Source organism: Peribacillus butanolivorans (genome assembly GCF_001273755.1).
Taxonomy (GTDB): domain Bacteria; phylum Bacillota; class Bacilli; order Bacillales; family DSM-1321; genus Peribacillus; species Peribacillus butanolivorans.
The window spans coordinates 1,623,406-1,645,321 of sequence record NZ_LGYA01000001.1 but is presented as its reverse complement, the minus strand read 5'-3'; the positions used below and the strand labels follow the sequence as shown (position 1 = coordinate 1,645,321).

Annotated in this window: 20 protein-coding genes and 3 pseudogenes; 3 read left to right on the top strand and 20 right to left on the bottom strand. The window is 35.6% G+C overall.

All coding sequences use genetic code 11. The annotated features are described in order from the left end of the window. Positions 1-507: 507 nt before the first annotated feature. From AKG34_RS07865 to AKG34_RS07850, 5 genes are all read right to left on the bottom strand, one after another. Positions 508-744: a hypothetical protein gene (locus tag AKG34_RS07865; protein WP_053345571.1), complete on the bottom strand. Its 237-nt coding sequence runs from the start codon at positions 742-744 to the stop codon at positions 508-510. Between the two features lie 409 nt (positions 745-1,153). Beyond that, on the bottom strand, positions 1,154-2,431 hold the full coding sequence (locus AKG34_RS07860; RefSeq protein WP_053345570.1) for an MFS transporter: 1,278 nt from the start codon (positions 2,429-2,431) through the stop codon (positions 1,154-1,156). Positions 2,432-2,434: 3 nt separating this feature from the next. Next, positions 2,435-3,043 carry a PadR family transcriptional regulator gene (locus AKG34_RS07855; protein WP_053345569.1) on the bottom strand — a complete coding sequence of 203 codons (609 nt, stop codon included), beginning with the start codon at positions 3,041-3,043 and terminating at the stop codon, positions 2,435-2,437. 379 nt (positions 3,044-3,422) lie between these two features. Continuing rightward, a complete protein-coding gene (locus AKG34_RS26680; RefSeq protein ID WP_083450711.1) occupies positions 3,423-3,536 on the bottom strand; it encodes a DUF4272 domain-containing protein in 114 nt (37 codons plus the stop codon). 315 nt (positions 3,537-3,851) lie between these two features. Next, entirely contained in the window at positions 3,852-4,055 is a 204-nt protein-coding gene (locus tag AKG34_RS07850) for an alpha/beta-type small acid-soluble spore protein (protein ID WP_034304517.1), read from the bottom strand. 327 nt (positions 4,056-4,382) lie between these two features. Here AKG34_RS07850 and AKG34_RS07845 point away from each other — a divergent pair, with 327 nt between their 5' ends. Further along, a complete protein-coding gene (locus AKG34_RS07845; RefSeq protein ID WP_236694888.1) occupies positions 4,383-4,601 on the top strand; it encodes a transposase in 219 nt (72 codons plus the stop codon). A gap of 529 nt (positions 4,602-5,130) precedes the next feature. Here the strand turns inward: AKG34_RS07845 and AKG34_RS07835 are convergent. Together AKG34_RS07835 and AKG34_RS07830 are read right to left on the bottom strand one after the other, a co-directional pair. Further along, on the bottom strand, positions 5,131-5,973 hold the full coding sequence (locus AKG34_RS07835) for an alpha/beta fold macrolide esterase (RefSeq protein WP_053345566.1): 843 nt from the start codon (positions 5,971-5,973) through the stop codon (positions 5,131-5,133). Positions 5,974-6,102: 129 nt separating this feature from the next. After that, entirely contained in the window at positions 6,103-6,279 is a 177-nt protein-coding gene (locus AKG34_RS07830) for a hypothetical protein (protein WP_236694887.1), read from the bottom strand. A 317-nt stretch (positions 6,280-6,596) separates the two neighbouring features. On the opposite strand from AKG34_RS07830, the gene AKG34_RS07825 reads away from it, so the two are divergent. Next, the gene (locus tag AKG34_RS07825; protein ID WP_053345564.1) at positions 6,597-7,085 is read left to right on the top strand and encodes a GNAT family N-acetyltransferase; all 489 of its coding nucleotides are present in this window, start codon (positions 6,597-6,599) and stop codon (positions 7,083-7,085) included. Positions 7,086-7,235: 150 nt separating this feature from the next. Here the strand turns inward: AKG34_RS07825 and AKG34_RS07820 are convergent, their stop codons facing one another. The 7 genes and pseudogenes from AKG34_RS07820 to AKG34_RS27895 form a co-directional block, all read right to left on the bottom strand. Continuing rightward, complete coding sequence (locus AKG34_RS07820) at positions 7,236-7,919, bottom strand: hypothetical protein (RefSeq protein WP_053345563.1); 684 nt, start codon at positions 7,917-7,919, stop codon at positions 7,236-7,238. A 152-nt stretch (positions 7,920-8,071) separates the two neighbouring features. Then, the gene (locus AKG34_RS07815) at positions 8,072-8,533 is read right to left on the bottom strand and encodes a GNAT family N-acetyltransferase (RefSeq protein ID WP_053345562.1); all 462 of its coding nucleotides are present in this window, start codon (positions 8,531-8,533) and stop codon (positions 8,072-8,074) included. A 51-nt stretch (positions 8,534-8,584) separates the two neighbouring features. After that, positions 8,585-9,589, bottom strand: coding sequence for a phosphotransferase enzyme family protein (locus AKG34_RS07810; RefSeq protein WP_053345561.1), 1,005 nt, complete (start codon positions 9,587-9,589; stop codon positions 8,585-8,587). An 881-nt stretch (positions 9,590-10,470) separates the two neighbouring features. After that, positions 10,471-11,868, bottom strand: a complete 1,398-nt coding sequence (locus AKG34_RS07805; protein WP_083450896.1) for an amino acid permease — start codon at positions 11,866-11,868, stop codon at positions 10,471-10,473. A gap of 373 nt (positions 11,869-12,241) precedes the next feature. After that, positions 12,242-13,759, bottom strand: coding sequence for a histidine ammonia-lyase (hutH, locus tag AKG34_RS07800; RefSeq protein ID WP_053345559.1), 1,518 nt, complete (start codon positions 13,757-13,759; stop codon positions 12,242-12,244). A gap of 116 nt (positions 13,760-13,875) precedes the next feature. Then, a pseudogene (locus AKG34_RS07795) lies at positions 13,876-14,275 on the bottom strand (HutP family protein). Positions 14,276-14,402: 127 nt separating this feature from the next. After that, positions 14,403-14,561 (bottom strand): hypothetical protein, encoded by a 159-nt coding sequence (locus AKG34_RS27895; RefSeq protein WP_161804910.1) that lies wholly within the window; start codon positions 14,559-14,561, stop codon positions 14,403-14,405. 296 nt (positions 14,562-14,857) lie between these two features. Here AKG34_RS27895 and AKG34_RS29595 point away from each other — a divergent pair. Further along, positions 14,858-14,983 (top strand): annotated as a pseudogene (locus AKG34_RS29595) (IS110 family transposase); the annotation flags it as partial. Between the two features lie 345 nt (positions 14,984-15,328). Here the strand turns inward: AKG34_RS29595 and AKG34_RS07785 are convergent. The 6 genes and pseudogenes from AKG34_RS07785 to AKG34_RS07755 all read right to left on the bottom strand — a co-directional run bounded on the left by AKG34_RS07785 (position 15,329) and on the right by AKG34_RS07755 (position 21,623). Next, positions 15,329-16,207 carry a glycoside hydrolase family 73 protein gene (locus AKG34_RS07785; protein WP_053345557.1) on the bottom strand — a complete coding sequence of 293 codons (879 nt, stop codon included), beginning with the start codon at positions 16,205-16,207 and terminating at the stop codon, positions 15,329-15,331. A gap of 137 nt (positions 16,208-16,344) precedes the next feature. Further along, positions 16,345-17,742 (bottom strand): HAMP domain-containing sensor histidine kinase, encoded by a 1,398-nt coding sequence (locus tag AKG34_RS07780; protein ID WP_053345556.1) that lies wholly within the window; start codon positions 17,740-17,742, stop codon positions 16,345-16,347. Continuing rightward, on the bottom strand, positions 17,726-18,373 hold the full coding sequence (locus tag AKG34_RS07775) for a response regulator transcription factor (RefSeq protein ID WP_053345555.1): 648 nt from the start codon (positions 18,371-18,373) through the stop codon (positions 17,726-17,728). Before AKG34_RS07775 ends, AKG34_RS07780 begins: the two co-directional genes overlap by 17 nt. Before the next feature lie 103 nt (positions 18,374-18,476). After that, positions 18,477-19,769, bottom strand: a pseudogene (locus tag AKG34_RS07770) (glycoside hydrolase family 5 protein). A 266-nt stretch (positions 19,770-20,035) separates the two neighbouring features. Further along, complete coding sequence (locus AKG34_RS07765; RefSeq protein ID WP_053345554.1) at positions 20,036-20,587, bottom strand: GNAT family N-acetyltransferase; 552 nt, start codon at positions 20,585-20,587, stop codon at positions 20,036-20,038. 679 nt (positions 20,588-21,266) lie between these two features. Continuing rightward, the gene (locus AKG34_RS07755; protein ID WP_053345553.1) at positions 21,267-21,623 is read right to left on the bottom strand and encodes a nuclear transport factor 2 family protein; all 357 of its coding nucleotides are present in this window, start codon (positions 21,621-21,623) and stop codon (positions 21,267-21,269) included. Positions 21,624-21,916: the final 293 nt, after the last annotated feature.

Genomic DNA, 21,916 nt, shown 5'->3' with positions numbered 1-21,916 from the left:
ATGTTAAGGATTTTGACTAGCCGAATTGGAAATAAAATACAATTCCATTCAAAAAAACTCCAATATTTTTCCATTAACCCGATAGTGAAAAAAACGTTGCTGCTAATTCAGAAACGCACCCGTTAGCCATCTATAAAGCGCAAAAACCGGCAGTTTTTCCTTTTTACTTTCTGTACCCCTTAAAGCGTTTTTTATGGAGATACATTTTATAAATCAATTTATAATTCCTTCTTTACAACGAAAAAGCACTCATTGTTATTGTATGAGTGCTTTTTCGTTGTAGAATATTCATTCAATTATTAAAACAAGTTTACCATTACCTATACCTTTTGATTTTAAATCTACAACAGTCTGTATTGTTCAACATACTAAGACCAATTGTAGAACAAAGAGTAAACAGCACTCGTGAATCAACCTGCCCCTTTAGTTCCATTAGAAAAAGGAGCTGCCGATCAGCACCTGTTAGTTTAACAACATAGTTATTCTTCTCTATCAATTAATTTTTGGTCATGCACCTGTTAATTTAAAACCTAATTTTCTTCTTAGGTAGTTTATTTGGTGTTTTATTAGCATTGCAACTTTTTTATCTTTGTTGAACCTTACATTGTTAAGCCAATATACGAAAGCCTCTCCATTAAAACAGACTCCAAAAATCTTTTCGCCTTCCTCATCTTCTCCTGCGACTTCCCAGTATGAATGCTTGTTTTCTCTGTCATATAGCCATTTATCAAATTCTCTCTGCAATTGATGTATATTTCTCTACTTTTGCAAGGCAACTTATATATTCAGTATCCTCTTCGTACATAAATTCGACTTTCACAATCATATATTTTTTCCTCTCTTGCTTTTTAAATTTTACTAAATTGCCCCGTTTGAGTCGAAATCTTCACAATCTCATATTATCTTAATATAAATCTCCTGATATCTTTAAGAAAATCGATCATCCAAATTATTTAGACCCGTTAGTTCTATAAAAAAAGCGAACCTTATTCAAGGATCGCGCCCAATTGTGGAATACAATCTGATAGAGTTCAAGAATCATACTAATTTCATCTTGCTTTACTTTTTATGACCAATAAATTATGGTTGCTAAAACCCTCATCCCAACTTCAACGTTCATGCTCCAAAATAAATTGTATCATCATGTAACTTTTTAAGCTTGGAATTGTTTTTCCTGCATATCTTTTTGAACGTTTATTCTTCTCACGATAAAGATGAGGACAATTGCACCCAATAAGCAGGTTGCCCCTCCCGCTCCTATCAAGACGAAAGAAACTCCAAGCCATTTGGCAAGAAGGGATCCCACAGCAGGTGCAATAAGCATAGAAAAGGTTTGTAATGATGTGGCCGCAGCAGATACTCTGCCCATCATTTGCTTGGGTGTCTCCGATTGCAAGATAAATCCATAAGGGACCGACTCACCGGAGCCCATGAAACCAAGGAAAAATGCGCCAATCACCCAGGCTAATGCAGGAAGATTTACAATCTCCATACTACCAAGTCCCATTACAATGATTAATGAACCGCTAAAAAGTAATGCACTTGACATAAAATGAATAGGTTTTCTTTTCCAATGAGTCCAGTTGCCCATTAAAAGTGAGCCTGCCACGCTCCCCAGACCCACAGCACTAATCAGTAACCCAAAATTCCCTTGCGTGAAGCCAAGGTTTTGGGCAATAAATACGAATAGTCCATCGTACAGGAAAATGATAAAAAACGCTACAGAGGATAGGATAACCGAGCTTTTTAATAATGGGGTATATGAAATGTGCTTAATGCCATCTAATAGTTCTTTCCAATAGTGACCATTATTCCTATTTTTCTTTTCAGATTTAATGTCAGTTTTCATTTCTTTTTCATCCATGTTGGGAAGAGTTAATAAAATTAATATAGCGATGAAAAAACCTGCAGCTTCAAATAAAAATGGACTTTTTGCTCCAAATAAAGCTATGACGCCTCCTCCAAGTGCAGGACCAATAATTTTCATCGTATTTACGGAAAGCTGGCTAAGTGTTACCGCCTCTGGAAGGTGGTTATCAGGGACCGTAAACCTAATCATACTTTGTCTTGCTGGGTCGTAAATTGCTGCGACTGTTCCCTTCAAAAACACAAATAATAAAAGGATATAAAGGTTAGGAGCAAAAAACAGCCCTCCTACAAACATGATCCTTAAAAATAAACAAATGATCATCATTTGCTTTTTTGGAAGTCGATCCACGAATACACTTGCAAAGGGACCTATGATGACCCAAGGTAGCCCTAATACAATGATCACTGCGGCAATGGCTGTTTCATCTAGCCCCCAATGGTAAGCAACAATAACCTGTAAAGCAATAAAATCAAGCCAATTACCCAGATCAGAAAATAGCTGCGCGCCAAATAATGAACGAAATGGACGGAATTTTAAAGGCTCAAATATTCCAGCTTTCATGAGTTATTTCTCCTTTTCTCCTTGGGTTGCCTCTCTTCGTCTTGCTAGCAGTTTTTCTGTATTCCCATTTGGATCCTGCCCTTTTGGAAGTTGATTATTTTCCAATGCATTTATCGATTCTTCAATCCATTTCAACTCAGCTGCCAGTCGCAATTCGGCATAGCGGATAGTTAGCATACCCACTTTACTGATGTAAGAGATTCCGTTTGTTGGCCAGTCTTTTACAAATTCAAGTAAATCTTCGGTTGTCTCTTTTCTTTCTAGTAGATGACTGATTAATACTGAGCTTTCCATATCTTCGTGCCAAGTGGACATCTTCATTAATAATTCGTCTCTAATAATTGGGTAGGCAGGAGGGAGTCGAAGCCAGTTTTCAAATTCCTCCCACCCTTTTGGGGTAAGTTCATAAAGTTTCTTTTTACGTCCCTCTTCCTCTTGTTCAATAGGATAAACAAGTCCTTCTTCTTCAAGCTTCTTTAATTTCGGATAAATACTCCCATAACTCATTCCCCAGTATAAGCCGGCAGCTTTATGCTCAAACTCTGCTTTAATATTGTATCCAGTACTGGGCCAAAAGCTTAAAATAGCTAGAATAGAACTTTCAATTGACAATGTAACATTCCCCTTCCACATATCTGTTATATCAAACTGATATATCATTATGATATGTCTAATAACAGGTAAAAACAACCATAAAATAAAAAACATTCCATAATTTTCAGAAAGTTATCATTTAGTGATTCAATTTTTTAAGAGTTGGTGTTTACAATCCGGCCCAATTGTTGATCAAAGTTCTAACAAGCACTCTTGAACTATCCTGCCCCGTTAGTGCCATAATAAAAAGGTTGCCTCAGCAACCTTCCTTATTGAAGTAAAGCACTCGTTAGTTTAAGTGTATAACTTCACATTTAACAAAAATAATCAACTGCGTCAGTTTCAACCCTGATCTTTCGCCTCTGATAAAGGAGCATAAAAGTATGTATTGCAACTTTTATGTATCTGTACGTACTTCCTCCCATTCTTGTTCCATATAATTTACTAGCCAATTAAGAATGTAGTGTCTTTCATATACAACACCTTCATCTAGAGATGATGGAATTTCCAAATTTGGGTTAAGTAAAAATCACTTTAACTTAATATTACCAATATAAGAGAGGTTTCTGATATTGAATAATCTGTCTCTTCTAAGGCATTCTTCGTGTTGTTCATTATCCTCTATCCCACCACTAGGTATAAAGAGCAGTGACTATTTCTCAATTATTTTTTAGAATGATTAGGAGCCTAATGCAAATAATAAACTTCAAAAAACAGTGATTGAAGATGACTACATTAAGATTATTATAGGTCATGTAGAATAATACCTTTTTAATATAAATAGGGATAGCCCAATCACTATCCCTAACATTACTTATGATTTCGATTAACGAGTTCTTCCACCTAATTGTTGTTCAGCCATTTGCACTAAACGTTTTGTAATTTCTCCACCAACAGATCCGTTTGCACGAGATGTTGTATCAGCGCCAAGTGTAACACCGAATTCACTAGCGATTTCGTATTTCATTTGTTCTAGAGCTTGCTCTGCACCGTTAACTACTAATTGATTACTGTTGTTATTTCTAGCCATGTTGTCAGCTCCTATGAATGTAATGTGTTGCTATTCATAGGTTTTGATATTGTTAAGAGTTATATACATAGAAAATTAAATTAAATTAAGGAAGTGATTATAATTAAAAAACTCACCTGTATCTCTAGAAGGGAAGAGCTGAAAACATTTACTTAAAGACAGCTCCGATCTTCAGCTAATGCACGTTCGACCTGTTTTCATTAAGGCTGCATATAAAATAGTGGCATTTTCACGTTCTAGTAAACCGATACTGCCAATTACACTAGAGAGAGAAATTCGGACATCTCCAGCTCTTTCAATTAATGGTCGTATTCGCCCCGTGATATGTTGCGTTACCATTGGGGGCATATGGGCTATTTAGAAGAAACCATAGAAGAATTGGAAAAACAAATCGATCACCCCCTGTCCCCAGATCGTAAGGAAGTAGAATTATTGGATGGTATACCTGGTGTGAACAAAGCTGCCGCAGCTACTTTTATCGCAGGGATGGGCGTTAATTTGACCGTATTTAAGTCGGCTAAGCATCTTGCCCATGGACTGGTGTGAGTCCCGGAAATTATGAAAATGCTGATAAAAAAACAAGTAAAACCACACAAGGAAACAAAGCATTAAAAACGATGGCCGTAGAGTTTGTACTCGCAACCTCAAGGCAAAGTAATCGAATTGCTTCACATCGAAAAAGGATTACCAAACGGCAGGGAAAAATGAAAGGACGAATTGATTCTGCTCACTTATTATTGACGATTGCTTTCAACATCTTAAAAACAGGAGAACTCTACATGATCTAGGCTCAAATTACCTTGAAGAAAAACAAATTAACGAAGAATTAAAAATGATCGAATTCCTAAAAAAGAAAGGCTATTCAATCGCTCCATCTGAACAACAAACTGCATAACCAGTTAATATAACGACATAGCACATTTACGTCCTTCAAAAAATTAAAATATGGTGGGCTTATGTTGTATGGCCTTTCACGAATATGTTTTCATACAAAAAAGGTTGCCTCTGCAACCTCTCATAGTGAAGTAAATCACCCAGTTGTTTAACAACATAAATAAAATAGGATTTTTTCTAATTAAGATAACCGTAGAGTGTGTTTTGTAATGACATCAATCAATGCATCCCAATCGTTATAGTGAAGCTCATGCCCTGTACCATTCAATGTGAATAAGTCTGCATCTGTAATTAAGTTAGCAAGCATCTTCCCATGTTCGTATGGAATAATTGGATCTTCAGTACCATGGATGATCAAAGTAGGAACAGTTATTTCTTTCGTTCTCGTTAGGTATGACTCACCTCCCGATATTAGACCATGGTTATTCATGCTGGCTATGTTGTTAGACCTTCTTATTTCTTCGATTGCCAATCGGTGTACACGCTGTTCATCGAATGTATGTCTTGATCCAGAGATTATTCTCCATTTGCCTACGATAAATTCAATAATGGATTGGTCATTGGTCCAGTCTATTGCACCTGCTTGACCAAAAAATTTTGTCACTTTATCCTCCATTGGAGGTAGCTCTGGTGCAAAATTTGATGTCGCAATAAGGGTAACTGTCAAAACCCTTTCAGGGTGCCTTAATGCAATCATTTGAGTAAGCATGCCGCCCATTGACATCCCTACTATATGGGCTTGCTCAATACCATAACTATCTAACACATGAATAGCATCGTCAGCCAAATCTTCAAAGGAGTATTCTGGGTTTCCTGGTGGATAAGTAGTTGAACGGCCAACATCACGACTATCATACCGAATGACATATAGGCCCCGGTCTGCTAAGCGTTGACAGAAATCTTCTTCCCACCATACCATAGATGCAGTGGCTCCCATCATCAGTAAAATCGCTGGATCATTTACATTACCAAAGCTTTCAGTAAAAATAGTAATTCCATTCACTTTGATTGTTTGTTCGCTCATTTAAGATCCTCTCCTTTAAAATGAGTTTTACCATGAAAAATATGAGGACATGCTTTGTTTTAGACTAATACTATTTTTCTACACATATTTTACATAACATTAGTTGCACGAGTTAGTTGAATGAACTTATTATTCTTTGTCCAAATCATCATCTAAGAATGATGACTTTTTAGTTTCTTCGATACCATACTTCGATTCAAGGAGTTGACCAATTTTTGAACGGTTAATACCGTTTTTTACAGCATTTTCAATTACTAAATATAGAATAAATAACGATACAATAAATATAATAATCGATTTGAACATTTTTATTACCTCCATCACAAATAACTAATAAACCAATTATATCAAAAGTATTATTCTTCCAGTAAACTGGCCCGTTAACTTCATAAGAAAAAGAGCTGCAGAAGCAACCCTAACCAATGTTTTAATCAATAAACCATCCTTCATACTCTTCCTGGTTCAATGCCTTGATCTTGCCTAACCTATGCTGGTTTTTGTTACAATAAACTCATGTACGAAAATCTTGTGAGGAGATGAAGATGTACATTTAAATCACTATTTATTTAATAAAATATTATAATGAATTTAAGAATATGGTTTATTTTGGAGGAAAGGTAGATATGCTGAACATACGAAAAGTAAAAATGGAAGACTTACCTGAACTTGTAGTTATTGAACATCTTTGTTTTTCAAAAGAAGAAGCAGCTACAATAGAAGCGTTCGAAAAGCGCATTCAATTAATCCCGGATAGTTTTTTTGTAGCGGAGAAGGAGGGTGTGCTCGCGGGTTTAATCAATGGACCAGTCATTGACACAGCGTTCATTACAGATGATTTATTTAGTGAGATACAGGTAAACCCAGCGTCTGGTGGTCATCAAACTATTTTAGGGTTAGCGGTGTCCCCGCATTTCCAAAAACGAGGCGTGGCATCCGCGTTACTTGCTCATCTTGAAAAAGAAGCGAGAGCGAACAAACGTGAAACGATTACACTTACTTGTAAAGAGAACTTAATTCGCTTCTATGAAAACTATGGATACCTCAACAGCGGTGTTTCAAGCTCAGAGCATGGAAGAGTCATTTGGTACAACATGAGTAAAAAATTATTATGAACGTTATATATCAGCTCTAAATCAATAAGACAATAAGAAAAGTTGCCAATCCACATCATGGATGGCTACTTTTTTTATTTTTACTGAACAGAGTAATATAAGCCTGCAGGGTGGTTAACGCACTGATCAATGAATACAGTGTATCCTTCTTTATGAAGAATCGCACCCGTTAGCTGAATTAGAGTTATATTTTAAGAACTTGTCTATTCTTTTCATTACATTTTCTAAGACTGTAATGGACTTTGAAGTATTAAATGGTTCAATATCTAAAGAATGATTAGCATTGGAGACTTTTTCAATTTTTATATTTGTTTTATTTTCAATTTCTTGGATTTTTCTAGAAATATAATGAGGGTCTTTATCGCCTATAACAATAAGGGTTGAATGATTACTACTTAATAATGCTTCAAAAATTGAATCAAACTTTAATAGTGGTGTAAGCAAAATCATTTTAGAATTCATATTCATATTCATATCAATTTTCATAAGTCCGTTGATGATAGGAATAGTACCAAGTGATTTTCCTAAAAATACCGTTTCTTGATATCGATGATTTTTAAACACCTCAGTAATGATGTGATTGACATCATTAACAATGATTTTTGTGATATCTATCAATGGAAACTTGATTACATCCTGGCCGTATGAATAATGAATATGAACGACATCATACTGAATCTGAAGCATTGTCATTGTCGAATAATAAAATAAAGGCTTCTCATACGTGTAACCCGCTTCAGAAAACATAAAACAAACAACCGGACTTCCGGTTTCAATATGTGTGTATTGAACTTCTTTTTCATTAATAAAAGTTGTTCTTTGATTAACCTTCATAATAGTCCCCCTAGTATCATTCATTTTTTTAAATCTTAAATATAAATAAAAGGGATACAATATGAAGTTCTTCTTAAACTCCCTAATTACTTTAATAAGAAAAAGCGACCTTCGTATATTTGAAGTATCGCATCTGTTAGTTAAACAATAAACTATAACTGTTTATAAACAAATTCTCTGTACTTTATAAAGTGATGTTTTTTATAGAACTCTTTTGCATCATCGTTTTCAAACCAATAATCTAATTCAATTAAATCTATATCGTTCCTTTTCGCTATTTTATATACCTCTTCCATTAACCTCGTTCCATAACCTTTTTTCTTTTGATTCTCAACTATACTAATCTGATGCACATATACAGAATTATAACCATTTTTAAAAACATTTTCTGGATAGTTTCTAATCTCTATCCACACGTAACCAAGTGATTCTTTATTATCTTCTAAAAGAAGGAAAACAAAACTGTTGTTGTTGATTAAACTTTTGAATGTATCTTTAATTTCACTATAGTTATATTCCTTGAAATATCTGGGATAAAGCTTTGCATGCAAATTGTGAACATATCGATTTAATTTTGCAATTTTTTCATAATCAGTAGTTTGTCTAATTTGCATAATTTCCCCTACCTAACTATTCCTATTTGTTCCATGCGAACCATCAATCTCTTAAAAAATCACGTTCGAATCGAAGTGAACAATAGGACGACTTTCTTTTATTCTCCGTTCAATTTTTTGAACTGTTTTGTTTAATTGACTATCTGTATTCTTTAAATCGTACTTTTTATAGAAAAAACTATATAAAGTTAGATCTCTTAACTTTAAAAATAGAGGTATTGTTTCATAATCTTCAGGTGCAAGGTGATTTTCTGTCTCATATCCTTTTATGAATTCCCTCATAAATTCGGTAGCATATCCATCGAGGTCATTTACGCCCTCACGTTCTAAGCTCCACATAAAATAATACAGAGGTATTGCCAAATCGCTTGCAAACCAGTGATTAGAACAGTCATCAAAGTCAAAAACAAAAATCTCACCTTCATGATAATGGAAATTGCCGTGATGAATATCAGAATGAATCAATCCAAAGTTATCTTGATGAACTGGAAGAGCATTTAATTTCTTAATAATTAATTCTTGTTGGTGTATCACATGCTCTGGAACATCAACATGATAGAGTGTTGCATTCAATAATTCTTCTTCATACCAATTCAATCTTTTATATTCTGTTCCAGGCTTGTAACTTTTTGTTTTTTTATGTAGTTGGCCTATTGTTTTCCCCCATTCAAAAAATAAATGTTCGTTAAAATTTTCATCAGTTACTTTCATCCTTGCTCCAGGTGCTTTTTCAAACAGACAACAATAAAAATTTGTCCCATCAAGACCCGTAACAATTTCAACTAAGTTATTTTCTGTTGAAGGAATAACTTTCGGAATATTACTTCCATTATTTTGTAAATATTCAATCCACTTTAACTCAGCAAGCACTTGCTCTTTTGTACGATGTGATTGATGTGTCAATCTCAAGATGAATGGTGTTCCATCCCGGTAAACCTCAAATACATAGTTTTCTGCATCCCCAAGTTTTACTGGACTCTCTGCACTCACTTGAAAAAAACGCCCGGCCAATTCCACCATTTCATTTGTAAAAATACTTTCTACCGCCGCTTCCATTATCTTCACTCCTATTAATGATGTTGCTTAAGCAACAAATGACTAGTTAGTAAAAAAACGAATTACATATGTTTTATACGATATCAATGTACCTTTTCCCTTTATTTGTATTTCATTCTTTTTTTATAAAGCTTTATGATAACAAAGGTAAATATATGTTTATATGTGTGAAGAGACTAAGAAAGAATTCCTACCATTTTTAAAATCTCGCCCATTTGTTAAAAAAGGTCAAACAGCACGCTTTAACTATCCTGCACCTCCATAAGAATTGGTTGCCTCAGCAACTCCTCCACTCTTATTTCAAATTCTTTTGTTTTTATAGCTGAATTGTTTGAGTCAATGTCACTTTTTATTATTACTGTTCTTTTGCTTCTATTTTTTCTAAAACTTTATCATTATTGTTAAAAACTTTTTGCCAAAGGTTAAAAACATGGATTGAAAAATAGTTTGAAAAACCCACTACAACAATTTGAATTATAACTGTCACTAAAGTAGATACCTTTTCACATCCTTGATTTTAAACCTGCTCACTTTTTTGTTAATGTTCTGTATCCACGGAATAAATCACTTAAATCAATTTGCATGGTGTTTATAAAAGCTGTCCAGATAAATGAGTCTCCTTTATATTTTTATATTAGTAAACCTCCTCGATTTTTTTTATGTATATAATATTTAGGAACTTTCCTCCCCATTTAGCTATACAAAAAAAGGACTGCATCAGCAGCCCTTTTGTAGACTCTTGCACTTTTTAAAAGCCAAAAAGTAAATGATTTGTATTTGAAAGCATCAAATAGTATAAATCATCGGAAACTTTTCTTAACAACGAAAGTTATATTTATTTAATAATTAATTCGAATAAATTGTTAAAAGGGATCTTATGTCTATTTTGCATTCCTGTGTTCATCGAAATCAATTTGACATTCTTCTAACGGAATTACTTTAGTTTTCTTAATAAATTTATAGCCAAGCCACATCACCAAAAATAATGGGATACCAAGATAGCTAGCAATTACACTCGCCCACTCAATGTGATCTCCGATAAAGGCTTGATAGTTTTGCGCCAATAAAACCGAAAAACAAAGGATAAATGAAAATATCGGTCCGAAAGGAAACCATTTTGAAAGATAAGGAAGATCTTCCAGTGAAAAACCTTGAGCAATGTATGCTTTTCTAAACCGGTAATGACTGGCAGCTATACCCAGCCAAAATATAAATCCAGTGACTCCAACTGCATTCATCAGCCAAATATATATTACTCCATCACCGAAAATGGAAGCAAAAAATGCCAACATCCCTACAAGTGAAGTTACAACCAGTCCCCAAATGGGAACCCCGCGTTTGTTGAGCTTCCCAAAAATACGCGGTGCCAGCCCTTCATTTGCCATTGAGTACAACATTCGGCTTGTCACGTAAAGACTCGAATTACCTGCGGATAGTACGGCTGTTAAAATGATAGCATTCATCACGGAAGCAGCAAATGCCAGTCCCACTTTTTCAAACACCATCGTAAACGGACTAACCATGATCGTATGTCCCTGCAGACTGCTATTCGTATAAGGAACTATCAACCCAATAACAAATATCGCTAGGATGTAAAATAGGAAAATCCTCCAAAAGATGCTGCGAACTGCACGTGGAACATTTTTTGCCGGATCTTCACTCTCGCCGGCTGCAACACCAACTATTTCTGTCCCTTGAAAAGAAAAACCAGCAGCTATGAAAATACCCAATGTTGCTAAAAAACCACCGGCAAACGGAGCGTCGCCAACTGTGAAGTTTTTAAAACCAATCGCCTCTCCATTCATAATCCCGAATATCATCAATATACCGACAACGATAAAAATGATGATGGTCGCCACTTTAATGAGCGAAAACCAATATTCCCCTTCTCCATACCCTTTAACGGATACGTAATTCAACAAGAATATCAAAACTAAAAACAAAGAACTCCATAACAATGACGGGCTGTGAGGAAACCAAAACTTCATAACCATCGTTGCAGCAGATAGTTCCGCGGCAAGCGTCATCGCCCAAGTAAACCAATAATTCCAACCAAGCGCAAACCCAAGTGCTGGATCAATAAAACGTGTTGCGTAGGTACTGAAAGCTCCGCTGACTGGCATAAATGATGCTAGTTCTCCTAGACTTGTCATAATAAAATAAACCATTATACCGATAACGGCATAAGCGACCAAAGCCCCTCCAGGTCCTGCAGAGGCAATGGCCGGCCCGCTGCCGAGAAAAAGCCCTGTTCCAATCGCACCGCCCAACGAAATCATCGTTAGATGGCGCGCTTTTAGTTTTCTTTGTAAAGTATTTGACGGCTGGTTTTGTTCATTTTTAGCAGGCAGTTGCAATTGCTGATTTTCCAAATTAGATTCCCCTCCAATAATGCAATTTTATCTTGAATCAATAAAGCAAAGGAAATCACTCTATCAATAGGTTTAATTCTTCCGATTTTTCTTTATCACGGCCGTTATTAAAACATATTATTAACTTTTTTTTGGAATATAGGGGTCTGTGTAGCATTACGCAACTTGATTAGCTGACATAAAAACCCTGTAAAGGACTACTTTTTGATCTTATTAGCCTAACCTTTATAGAATAAGCTTCGCATGCATTTTTAAAATTCGGTTACTCCCTCACATACTATTATTTGGTGGGTAAGCTCCTATGAATAAATGAATTCCAATCGATTTGATGTAACCAGCTTGCCGCTGCTTCAATATCTTTTGAAAAGATACGATCATGTGTAATGCTTGGAATAAGCTTTCTTGCTTCCGTATACAACTCTTTTGTAAATGGAGCCATCTTTTCTGTTCCACGGTATTCCACCGCCTGCAAGGCACAAATGAGTTCAATCGCCAAAACGCGACGAACGTTTTGAATGATTTGATGGGCGTGTCGGGATCCAATCGTTCCCATGCTTACATGATCTTCTTGGTTCGCTGAAGATGGTATGGAATCCACACTTGCAGGATGTGCGAGTGTTTTATTTTCAGAGACGAGTGAAGCGGCACAATATTGCATGATCATCGCTCCCGACTGCAAGCCAGGTTCCGGACTTAAGAATGGTGGTAAATCATTCAGCTGAGGATTGACGAGTCGCTCAATACGGCGCTCTGAAATATTCGCAAGCTCGGCCACAGCGATTTTCATATAGTCCATCGCAAATGCAATCGGCTGACCATGGAAGTTGCCTCCTGAAATAACCTTTTCACCATCATCAAAAATAAGCGGATTATCCGTTGCAGCATTCATTTCGATTTCCAATTTTTCTTTTACATAATCGAGAGTTTGCCATGATGCCCCATGCACTTGCGGGATGCAGCGGAGAGAATACGCATCCTGTACCCGTAGTTCCCCTTGCTTGGTGATGAGCTGGCTACCGTTGATCATGCGGCGGATCCGTTCCGCGACCTCTGATTGCTGGCGGTAACCGCGAGCTAGATGAACATCCGGATCAAAGGCGTCTTCAATGCCGCGTAACCCTTCTAACGTCATTGAAGCAATCGCCTCAGTTTGATGGGCCAGCTGTTCAGCTTCGATGTAATTGACGAGTCCCATTCCCGTCATGGCCTGCGTTCCGTTAATCAAAGCAAGACCTTCTTTTGCTTTAAGTGTCAGCGGAAGAATGCCTTCTTTCGATAAAGCTATGATGGCCTCCATTCGCTCCCCTTTATAGAACACTTCGCCCTCTCCCATCAATACAAGTGCCAAATGAGAAAGAGGCGCCAAGTCCCCACTCGCCCCTAGCGAGCCTTGCTGAGGGATGACCGGATGGATATGCGCATTCAAAAGCTCAAGCAAACGCTCAATGACAACAGGACGAACGCCGGAAAACCCTTTTAATAGCGCGTTGGCGCGGAGAAGAACCATAGCTCTTGAAACCAATTCAGGAAACGGTTCTCCTACTCCGCATGCATGGGAATGAATCAAATTCCACTGCAGCTGCTCTACGTCACCTGCATCAATCAACACATCGCTGAATTTTCCAAAACCGGTTGTAATACCATAGACTACTTTCTTTTGTTTCACGATATTTTCAACAGCTTCCCTACTTTTTTCCACTTTCTTAACACTATCGGCTGAAGCCGTGACAAACGCATTACCATACAATACTTTTTTCGCCTCTTCAATTGTTAAAGATTGGCCCGTTAACATAATCATTTCCTACACCCCTTATTCTTTTTTTAAAACAAACAAAAAGGAGGCTATATTGACAGACTTATCCAGTCGTCAATACAGCCCCCTATTTCACTAAATAACTATAGGCTTTAAATTATTTAAATGTGGTTAATTCTCAAGCTAACCGGTTCATGTTCAAATCCCCGAACTTGTGCTCCAATCGTTCCATACACGGCGACAGCAATCCATTCACCTTCGTCCCCGTTTTTAAACGGCCTGCCTCGAACGATAAGCAAACCGAAGTCCCGCCGTCCTCAAAAGACCGCCAAGCTCGACTTCGCCGCGTGTCACTCCATGCAGTGCTTCGATAATCGCAAGATACAGCACATGCATATCACGATAAATATCGGGATTGACTAATCCCAGTCTTATTGCTGACGTCTCAATGGCCACTACTATTTTTTGCTACTCCATTGAACCGACTTTTCCTTTTCCATAAGGCCAATTCATTCGTTTTAGATCGCTTGTTAATAAGACTTCTCCCGCTAATCCGTACATGATGCATGAAACCCGATTCTTTTGTCGAATACCATTGTCATGCTGAGAATTCTTTTTAATTTTCTAAATATACTAATAACTAAATATCATTGTAAGCGGATACATACCATTCGTCAACATATTTTCACTATTTTATTAAAGTAACTGGCTTTTGGATATAATCTTTAGATAATTCTTTTATAGGTGTCTCTTCTTTTACTATCTCTCCTTTTGCTGTTATACTCTTACCACTTTCATCTTGAACTGCTTTTACTTTTAACTCGCCTGGCGGAAGCTGTTCATCCATTGTCCAAAAAAGCCATTCCAACAAAGGTTTTTCGAAAAAATCAAATTTCCGATTTTCACCCCTTATTTCATATAGCCTTATTACATCTTTTATTTTTCATTTACAGTGAATGATGGTGTTTATTTTGAATTGTTGTTAGGTGAAATAATTTTAGAACAAGAATTTGATTTATTACTTTTTTCCTTTGGGCCTTTATGTACTTCTGCTTTCGCAACATTGTAATTCTTTTGCTTCGAAGTACACCCTAACAATAAAACTGAGGATAAAACTAAAACAACAAAATAGTGTATTTTCATTTTATGGCAGTTCGTTGTACCATTCGTGATTGTTGCAAGAAGAGAACGAAAGATGATATCATCCCTCGGAACAAGGGATTACGAGAGTTCTATGATAAGAAACGTGAAGAAGGAAAGCCCTTTAAATAAGCGACTTTCCAAGATCTAGCCTAGTTTAAAAGTATAACTAAATAGCATGAAATATTTTAAGTGTTCATTGAAAAATGTTGACAAACTATTAGCTGGTTTAGCACCATAAGAAAAAGAGCTGTCAAAGCAACTCCCTTTTGTATAGTGACAATAAAAATGTTTCATTTACAATAAAGTCATTTAAAATTAAACAAGGAATTGTAAAATATGTCTAGAAGATATTAACATAAACTACATAATTCTATAGGTAACTGAAAACCTACATCTTTTTTTATGGTCTTTTTACACTATCTACCTATAGGGGATAATATCCAACTCACCCATTTCTACGTAAAGAAGAAATCATGCATATTTAAGCTGAACATTACTATCGATCAACTGTAACTGATACTGCTGAATTAATTCTATTAATTGCTTACTATATATTCTCTCACCTTCTTCATTTTCTATCGTACTGTACCCAGCTTCTTGTAATGCCAGAGCCTGCTCCATATATGTGTTGGAAGAAAACAATCCATGCTTTCTGTAACGAGGATTTTCAGATAAGAATAAACCATGATCTTCTACTGATTCATATACATCCTCATACACCCTGAAATCATCTTTAATGGTCTGATTATAAAACTCATTCGTACTTAAATTCGCTGTTTTCTCGTTCCAATTATAGCTTTTGATTCCAAAAAAATTATGATACTTCGTTGATAATTGTGACCTTCCCCAATTCGATTCCAGTATAGCTTGTGCGATTGTAATAGAAGGCAGGATTTTGTACGCTTTATAATTAGAGATCGCTGCCTCTTCAATACTCTCGATAAAATATCGTTGCATACTATTGTTATTGTTTTTCGCTGCTATGTCCCCTTCACTAGATAATTGCTTCAGGAACGAACCAACACGCTTTTTTTGCTTTTGATTGTATTTCATATCCTTGGTCACTTGTTGCATATCCTTTAATATATAGTCATTCTCCCTTTTTCCTATAAAACGAGCTGTAATGCTTTTTATTTCATTTTTAGATACAGAATTAAGACCATATTCAGTATGTACGACCGCGGCTACGTTTCGCCAATCTACTTGTACTTTCCCATGGCTTGTTTCATCGACAATCATTTGAATTTCTTTGATTTTCTCTATTGGAATAGCAATCTCTTTAACAGACGCGAAGTAAATCAACGCCACTAGTAAGATACTTGCCACAAATGCTACTTTTCCGTTTTCCATCTTGTCTCTCCTTCCCATTTAACATCATTTATATATTTGTTATTTAATGCTGCATTCTTCTTTCATTCATTATCATAACTTCCTTATGTCACAGCAATATAACAAACAAAAAAAGCATCCCTAAAAAGGTGATGCTTTCAAGCTAAATTCAAATGAAACCATATACTAAAACTAATATACGAATCCTCTAGCTTCACTTCATACGACAATTCATTTTCATCTAAAATAGTAGCCACAATAGATAGGCCTAGTCCTGTTCCTGAGAATGTTTTGTTTCTCGATTCTTCTATCACATAGAAAGAATCCCAAATTTGAGTTAAATGCTCTTGCTGTACACGGGTTGTCTTATTTTTGATTGTACATTTTAATTCGTTATCTCTATCATTCGTTAGTAATATTTCGAAATAGTCTTCTTCGCCGTACTTGATAGCGTTGCTAATCAAATTATGAAATACGATCTCCATTTGACTCAAATCTTCTTCAATACTAAAATTCTCAATTGAATCAAGATTGCTCCTTACATGTAAATGATTGTTCTGTAAAGTAATTTTATATTGGGCTATAACTTTTTGAAGAAGCTCTCTTAAATCAAACTTTGATTTGTTCACTTTCATCGCTTGCACTTTAGACAGTTTTATTAAATAATCGACCATTTCAGAGGTATATGTTACTTGTTCCAGAATGACATCCGTATATGTTCCATCATCTAACCCATCTTGTATCCCAATCGTATAGGCTTGTATTAATGATAACGGTGTTTTTACTTCGTGCGATATACTAGATATCAACGTGTTCAAGCTTTGGTTTTTCTTTACTAGCTCAGAATGGGCATTTTTCAAGCGATTACTCATCTCATTAATGCTATAAGACAATTCCTCAATTTCATCACCTGATTTAATCTCGACTTGTTTAAAATTCAGATTGGAAATGTCCTTCGCTACACTCTTTAATTTCTCTAATGGTGTAATAATTTTTTGAGAGAAATATGCGACCAACAATAAACTAATGATAATGCCTAGTAGAATGGAATATAAATTCAATTGATTTACAATTTGTAAAGCATCCGTATTATGCACAACCACTGTTCCTAGCAAGATCAACTGATTCTCCTGCTCATATAATACTGTTAATAAGCTGGACTTCAGTTTCCCTTGATTGAATAACAGTTTGACCGTTTGCCCTTTAGCTACTTTTTGTAAAGTCTCATCTGTAATCCAAAATTTATTCAGTACGACTTTATCCTTAAACAAAGCAAATTGAACATTATCATTGATCGCTTCCGTGCTACCATGATTCTCAACCATTACAATTGTAACGTTATTATTGTTCTCAATTCTTTGTTCTGCTTCTACTAATTCTTCTATACTCAAGTTCTGCACTTCAAAATAAATGGAGGTGAGCCTTTGTTTCATTTTATACAAGTAATAATCAGACGAGAAATAATTATTCAATAAATAAGATATACCGAAGACTAACAGCATAATGATGCTTACCATCATTAATAGTTTCTTGCTTATTTTATTCATTTTTATCATAAAAACTATATCCTGTTCCTCTGTGGGTGATAATATGCTCCGCTCCAATTTTGTCACGCAACCTATTGATGTGAGTATCAACCGTCCTTTCTTCGCCGACATAATCCATGCCCCAGACTGACGGTAACAAAACTTCCCTAGACAAAACCTGTCCTTTGTTTTCGTATAAGTATCGCAGTAAATCAAACTCTTTTTTATAAAGAGTCAATTCTTCCCCCTCCCTAAAGACTTTCTGCCTTTGTAAATCTATCTTTAAATTCCTTATTTCGATCAACTTCTCCATACGTAATATTTTCTTGACTCTAAGAATCAAAATACGGGGATCGAATGGTTTTCTGAGATATTCATCCGCTCCAATATCCAAAGCACTGAATTCATCATCGTTAGAAGACCTCGCTGTTAGCATAACAACCTTTGCCAAACTTGTTTTCTTGATTTCTTGACAAACCTCTATGCCGCTCATCTTCGGCATCATCCAATCCAACACCGCAAGATCGACTTTCTCGGAGAAAAAAAGGTCGAGCGCTTCTTCTCCATCATTGGCGGCAAAAACAGTGAATCCCTCTTTCTCAAAATATGTCTTTAAGATGATTGTCATTTGCTTCTCATCATCGGCAATTAAAATGTTCAAGCCGCTTATCTCCTTTCTCCTCACAAATCCACTTTATTTCATTCAAAACAAAAAGGTGAAAACCATTTTATAGGTTTCACCTACTATTTCATAATGATGCCTATTACTTCTTAAGTTCTTGCTTTAATGTATTCCAAATCTGATTATCTACCTGTATGTCTTCTCGGTTCGGTCTTTTACCATTCTCTAATGCCTCCCAGTATTTCCACTTAGGCGGCTGATCACCTAATTCATAATCCATGCCTTCTCACGTATCTTCACGGAAAGCATAGAAAGCCCAATGCCAGCCATACTCATCAAAAATGGAAATTAAGTCTGATAAATATTGATCCGATCCTTTTACCATCCGATTAATGCCGAATTCTTCTGCAATGATGCGATTAGCCGGTATATTATGTTCTTCCGCCCACTTTTCAATAGGTTCTAAAAATTGTTGCAGTGCTTCTTTATTGAACATTTTTTCTGTCTGTTCTTCACCAACTTTTACTTTGCCAGGGTACTCATACGTAAAGCCTTTTCTTCGATTTTGGCTGGTCATTTCGTAAGGCTCGTACATATGGAAAGCATATAACACTTTATCGTCTTTCATTGGTTTCAAATATTGAAATGCCCAAGGAGTCGAATACAGACCTGAATTCAATATGATTGGCGTTTCAGAATCTACTGTTCGAATAGATTGCACAATCGTTTCATATAACTTATTTAAATCCGCAGCTGTGTTTTCAACTTTGCTGTACCATGCATGATAGTCCTCTGTCCAAAAATCATTAAACCCTGTAGCCGTTTTAGGGTGCGGTTCATTGATAAGATTATAACCAATAATAGCTGGATGATCTTTCAACCTACTCGCAAGGTCTTTCCAAAACTGAGCTGATTGTTCATGGTAACTGAAATCCTGCCAAATGCGATCATCATTTTTATAATCGTTAAACTGTCTCCATCGATTGCCCGGTAGACTCAGGACCGTCAGCACAACTTTTGACCCACGCTAGTAAGCCGCATCCAGTTCCGCTTTCAACTTAGTAAAATCCTCTTCAACGATACCTTCATATTGATCGGCATTCCCTATTAAGAAATCCTTATTAGGATTAGCATCAGCCTGATCATTAAATAAAAAGTCTCTATCCTTCGCCCATTTATCCGGAGCTAAACGAATGTATTCAATGTTAAATTCTTTTGCTGCTTCATAATTACCCGGTAAAGATGTGGAATTCATAAAATTTGTTCCTTTTCTCTGCTCATCCCAAAAAGCAATTTTTGTAATTCCTTTTTCATCTTTTTCATCTTTCTCTTCCAACGCACTGCACCCTGAAACAAATAGAACGAATATACAAATCAAAAACATCACACTTCTATAAATCTTCTTTGATACTTTTATCTTACTTTCATTCCTCATATGATCACCTCACAACATATTGTAGTAAATCTATGTTACAAGAATGTCACAACAAACCTTGAAAAACTTTATTGTCATTTGACGATAAGTGCACGGGTTAAATACACGAAATTTTCAAATAACTTCATTGTTTCAATTCATCGAACTCCCCACTTTTTCATCCTACCATTATCTTAGTAAGTATTGCTCTTTAACAAATCTACCCCTTTAGCTCAATAAGTACATTAGTTCACAAAGCCATGTATTAATTTAAAGGAAATGTTGTTTTAAATAAGAGTGAGATCTTCTTTTATGATTGAGTACATATATAAATCATCGAATTTACCACATGTAAATTCATAATGTCTCAGCAAGCCCTCTCTTCTAAAGCCTTGCTTTTCTACTAGTTTTTGTGATGGGAGATTAGCAGGTTCAATTAGAGCCTCAATTCTTTCTAACTGAAAGTGACGATAACCATACTTAACAACGGCTTCCAATGCTTCACTAGCTATCCCTTTTCCCCAGTAATCTTTGCTTAATTCATATCCAACTTCAGCTCGATAATGTTTGGTAAGCATATTAAGAAAACCACAACTTCCTATTACCTTACCAGAATTTTTTAGTGTAATTCCCCATCTAATTCCTGTACCTTCTTCGTATATAGATTTGTACCACCTAATTTCATCCCATACGTCTTCTACTGTTTGGCAAGGTACTAACCCCATAGGTTTCACAACATCTTTATCGGATAGATATTTAAACATATCTTTAGCATCCTCTATTATTACTTCTCGTAAGATTAATCTTCTTGTTTCAATTATAGGAAATTCTCTTTTCATTGAATTTCCCTCCTCTCAAGTTTTAATAGAGCTAATCGTAAAAAAAACAATGAAACTATTATCTATTCTTTAACTGGTTCAATCATTACTAAATTAAACCATTAATCAACGTTCTTTTACTGCAAGAGCACAAAATATTGTTTTAATGCTAGCTTGCCCCTTTAGTTCCAAAAGGAGCTGCCAAACAGCTCCAGGTAAGGACGTAGATCACCGTTAGTTGAATTAATGAAGTAACCTTCTATTGATAAATACGTACACAATTGTTAATAAAACCAACATAGCAATTATAAGAACCATTACTTCAAAAGGATAGTCAATAAAACTATTGATGACTACTAACAATCTAACGGTAGAAAAAAAACTCCACCTGTTATTGTACCTAACAAAGACTTTTTTTAAATCATTTTTTCATTTAATCCAGCTAACAACCATGTTTGCTTTTTCACAGCTACTAAGTACGACACAAGTAAAAGAGCGATTCCAATAACCAATAATCCGTAATCCACCCTCAGACCTCCCAAGGACAACTTTATTTCTTGTTACTATTTATACGAATTAAAAAGGGGAAAGTTTCCATTAATTCAGCTTTCCTGCCCGTTTATTTTGCATTAAAAAAAGAGTGATTCTCACAGCTCTTTTATGAACAATTGCGCAGTTTAGTTGAATAAGATTAAAGGGGCTATTTTGTTTTTGTACCTTGATGAAAAAACATTTGCCATCTACCATTTCTATATTTCCAGATTGAACTTCGTAATGTATGTTCCATTTTTATTTCATTATAAATTCGATAGGTAGTTAACACTGTATCCTCAGACAATTGATGTATTTCAAAATTACTTAATGTCATTGTTCCAACGCCAATCCCCTCATCTCCAATGCAATCCCTTTTATACCATACGTTACCTGAACTTCCGAACTCAAAAAAATCATCTTTCAACAATTTTGAAAGTTCTTCAGGAGATGTACGGATTTCAGGTTTTAACAAAGTCTCCTCTAATTGACACAAATGTTCTTTTAACGAAGATTTACTCTCCATTTTCCCAGTCCCCTTTTTAATTTCTGCAGTTGTTTCTTTGCTTTTATTTTGTAGAGGGTTTTTTCTATAATAATATGAAATATTCTTAGGAAAATACCTAACTAAACAGCTGCAAACCTCTGTCTACATTGATGTTTAAAAGATTATATTGCGAATGATATTCTGTTATTCATATACCATATCCATTGGGAATTAGATACCAAGCGCAGGGAGCTAATACATCAGTTCTTGCTGAAGAAATTATTGCTTCCTTTGCATAAAAAATGCCCGATTCCATCACATCTAGAATCGGG

What these genes read in the sequence shown, in the direction of transcription:
- AKG34_RS07810 (WP_053345561.1), bottom strand. Translation starts at nt 9,589, where the DNA reads ATGGAAGCGGCGGTAGAAAGTATTTTTACAAATGAAATGGTGGAATTG.
- AKG34_RS07780 (WP_053345556.1), bottom strand. Translation starts at nt 17,742, where the DNA reads ATGATAAAAATGAATAAAATAAGCAAGAAACTATTAATGATGGTAAGC.
- AKG34_RS07820 (WP_053345563.1), bottom strand. Translation starts at nt 7,919, where the DNA reads ATGAAGGTTAATCAAAGAACAACTTTTATTAATGAAAAAGAAGTTCAA.
- AKG34_RS07785 (WP_053345557.1), bottom strand. Translation starts at nt 16,207, where the DNA reads ATGGAAAACGGAAAAGTAGCATTTGTGGCAAGTATCTTACTAGTGGCG.
- AKG34_RS07850 (WP_034304517.1), bottom strand. Translation starts at nt 4,055, where the DNA reads ATGGCTAGAAATAACAACAGTAATCAATTAGTAGTTAACGGTGCAGAG.
- AKG34_RS07805 (WP_083450896.1), bottom strand. Translation starts at nt 11,868, where the DNA reads ATGATTTCGTTGGGCGGTGCGATTGGAACAGGGCTTTTTCTCGGCAGC.
- AKG34_RS07830 (WP_236694887.1), bottom strand. Translation starts at nt 6,279, where the DNA reads ATGTTCAAATCGATTATTATATTTATTGTATCGTTATTTATTCTATAT.
- AKG34_RS07815 (WP_053345562.1), bottom strand. Translation starts at nt 8,533, where the DNA reads ATGCAAATTAGACAAACTACTGATTATGAAAAAATTGCAAAATTAAAT.
- AKG34_RS27895 (WP_161804910.1), bottom strand. Translation starts at nt 14,561, where the DNA reads ATGGATGAACAGCTTCCGCCAGGCGAGTTAAAAGTAAAAGCAGTTCAA.
- AKG34_RS07765 (WP_053345554.1), bottom strand. Translation starts at nt 20,587, where the DNA reads ATGAAAAGAGAATTTCCTATAATTGAAACAAGAAGATTAATCTTACGA.
- AKG34_RS07835 (WP_053345566.1), bottom strand. Translation starts at nt 5,973, where the DNA reads ATGAGCGAACAAACAATCAAAGTGAATGGAATTACTATTTTTACTGAA.
- AKG34_RS07860 (WP_053345570.1), bottom strand. Translation starts at nt 2,431, where the DNA reads ATGAAAGCTGGAATATTTGAGCCTTTAAAATTCCGTCCATTTCGTTCA.
- AKG34_RS07825 (WP_053345564.1), top strand. Translation starts at nt 6,597, where the DNA reads ATGCTGAACATACGAAAAGTAAAAATGGAAGACTTACCTGAACTTGTA.
- AKG34_RS07755 (WP_053345553.1), bottom strand. Translation starts at nt 21,623, where the DNA reads ATGGAGAGTAAATCTTCGTTAAAAGAACATTTGTGTCAATTAGAGGAG.
- hutH (WP_053345559.1), bottom strand. Translation starts at nt 13,759, where the DNA reads ATGATTATGTTAACGGGCCAATCTTTAACAATTGAAGAGGCGAAAAAA.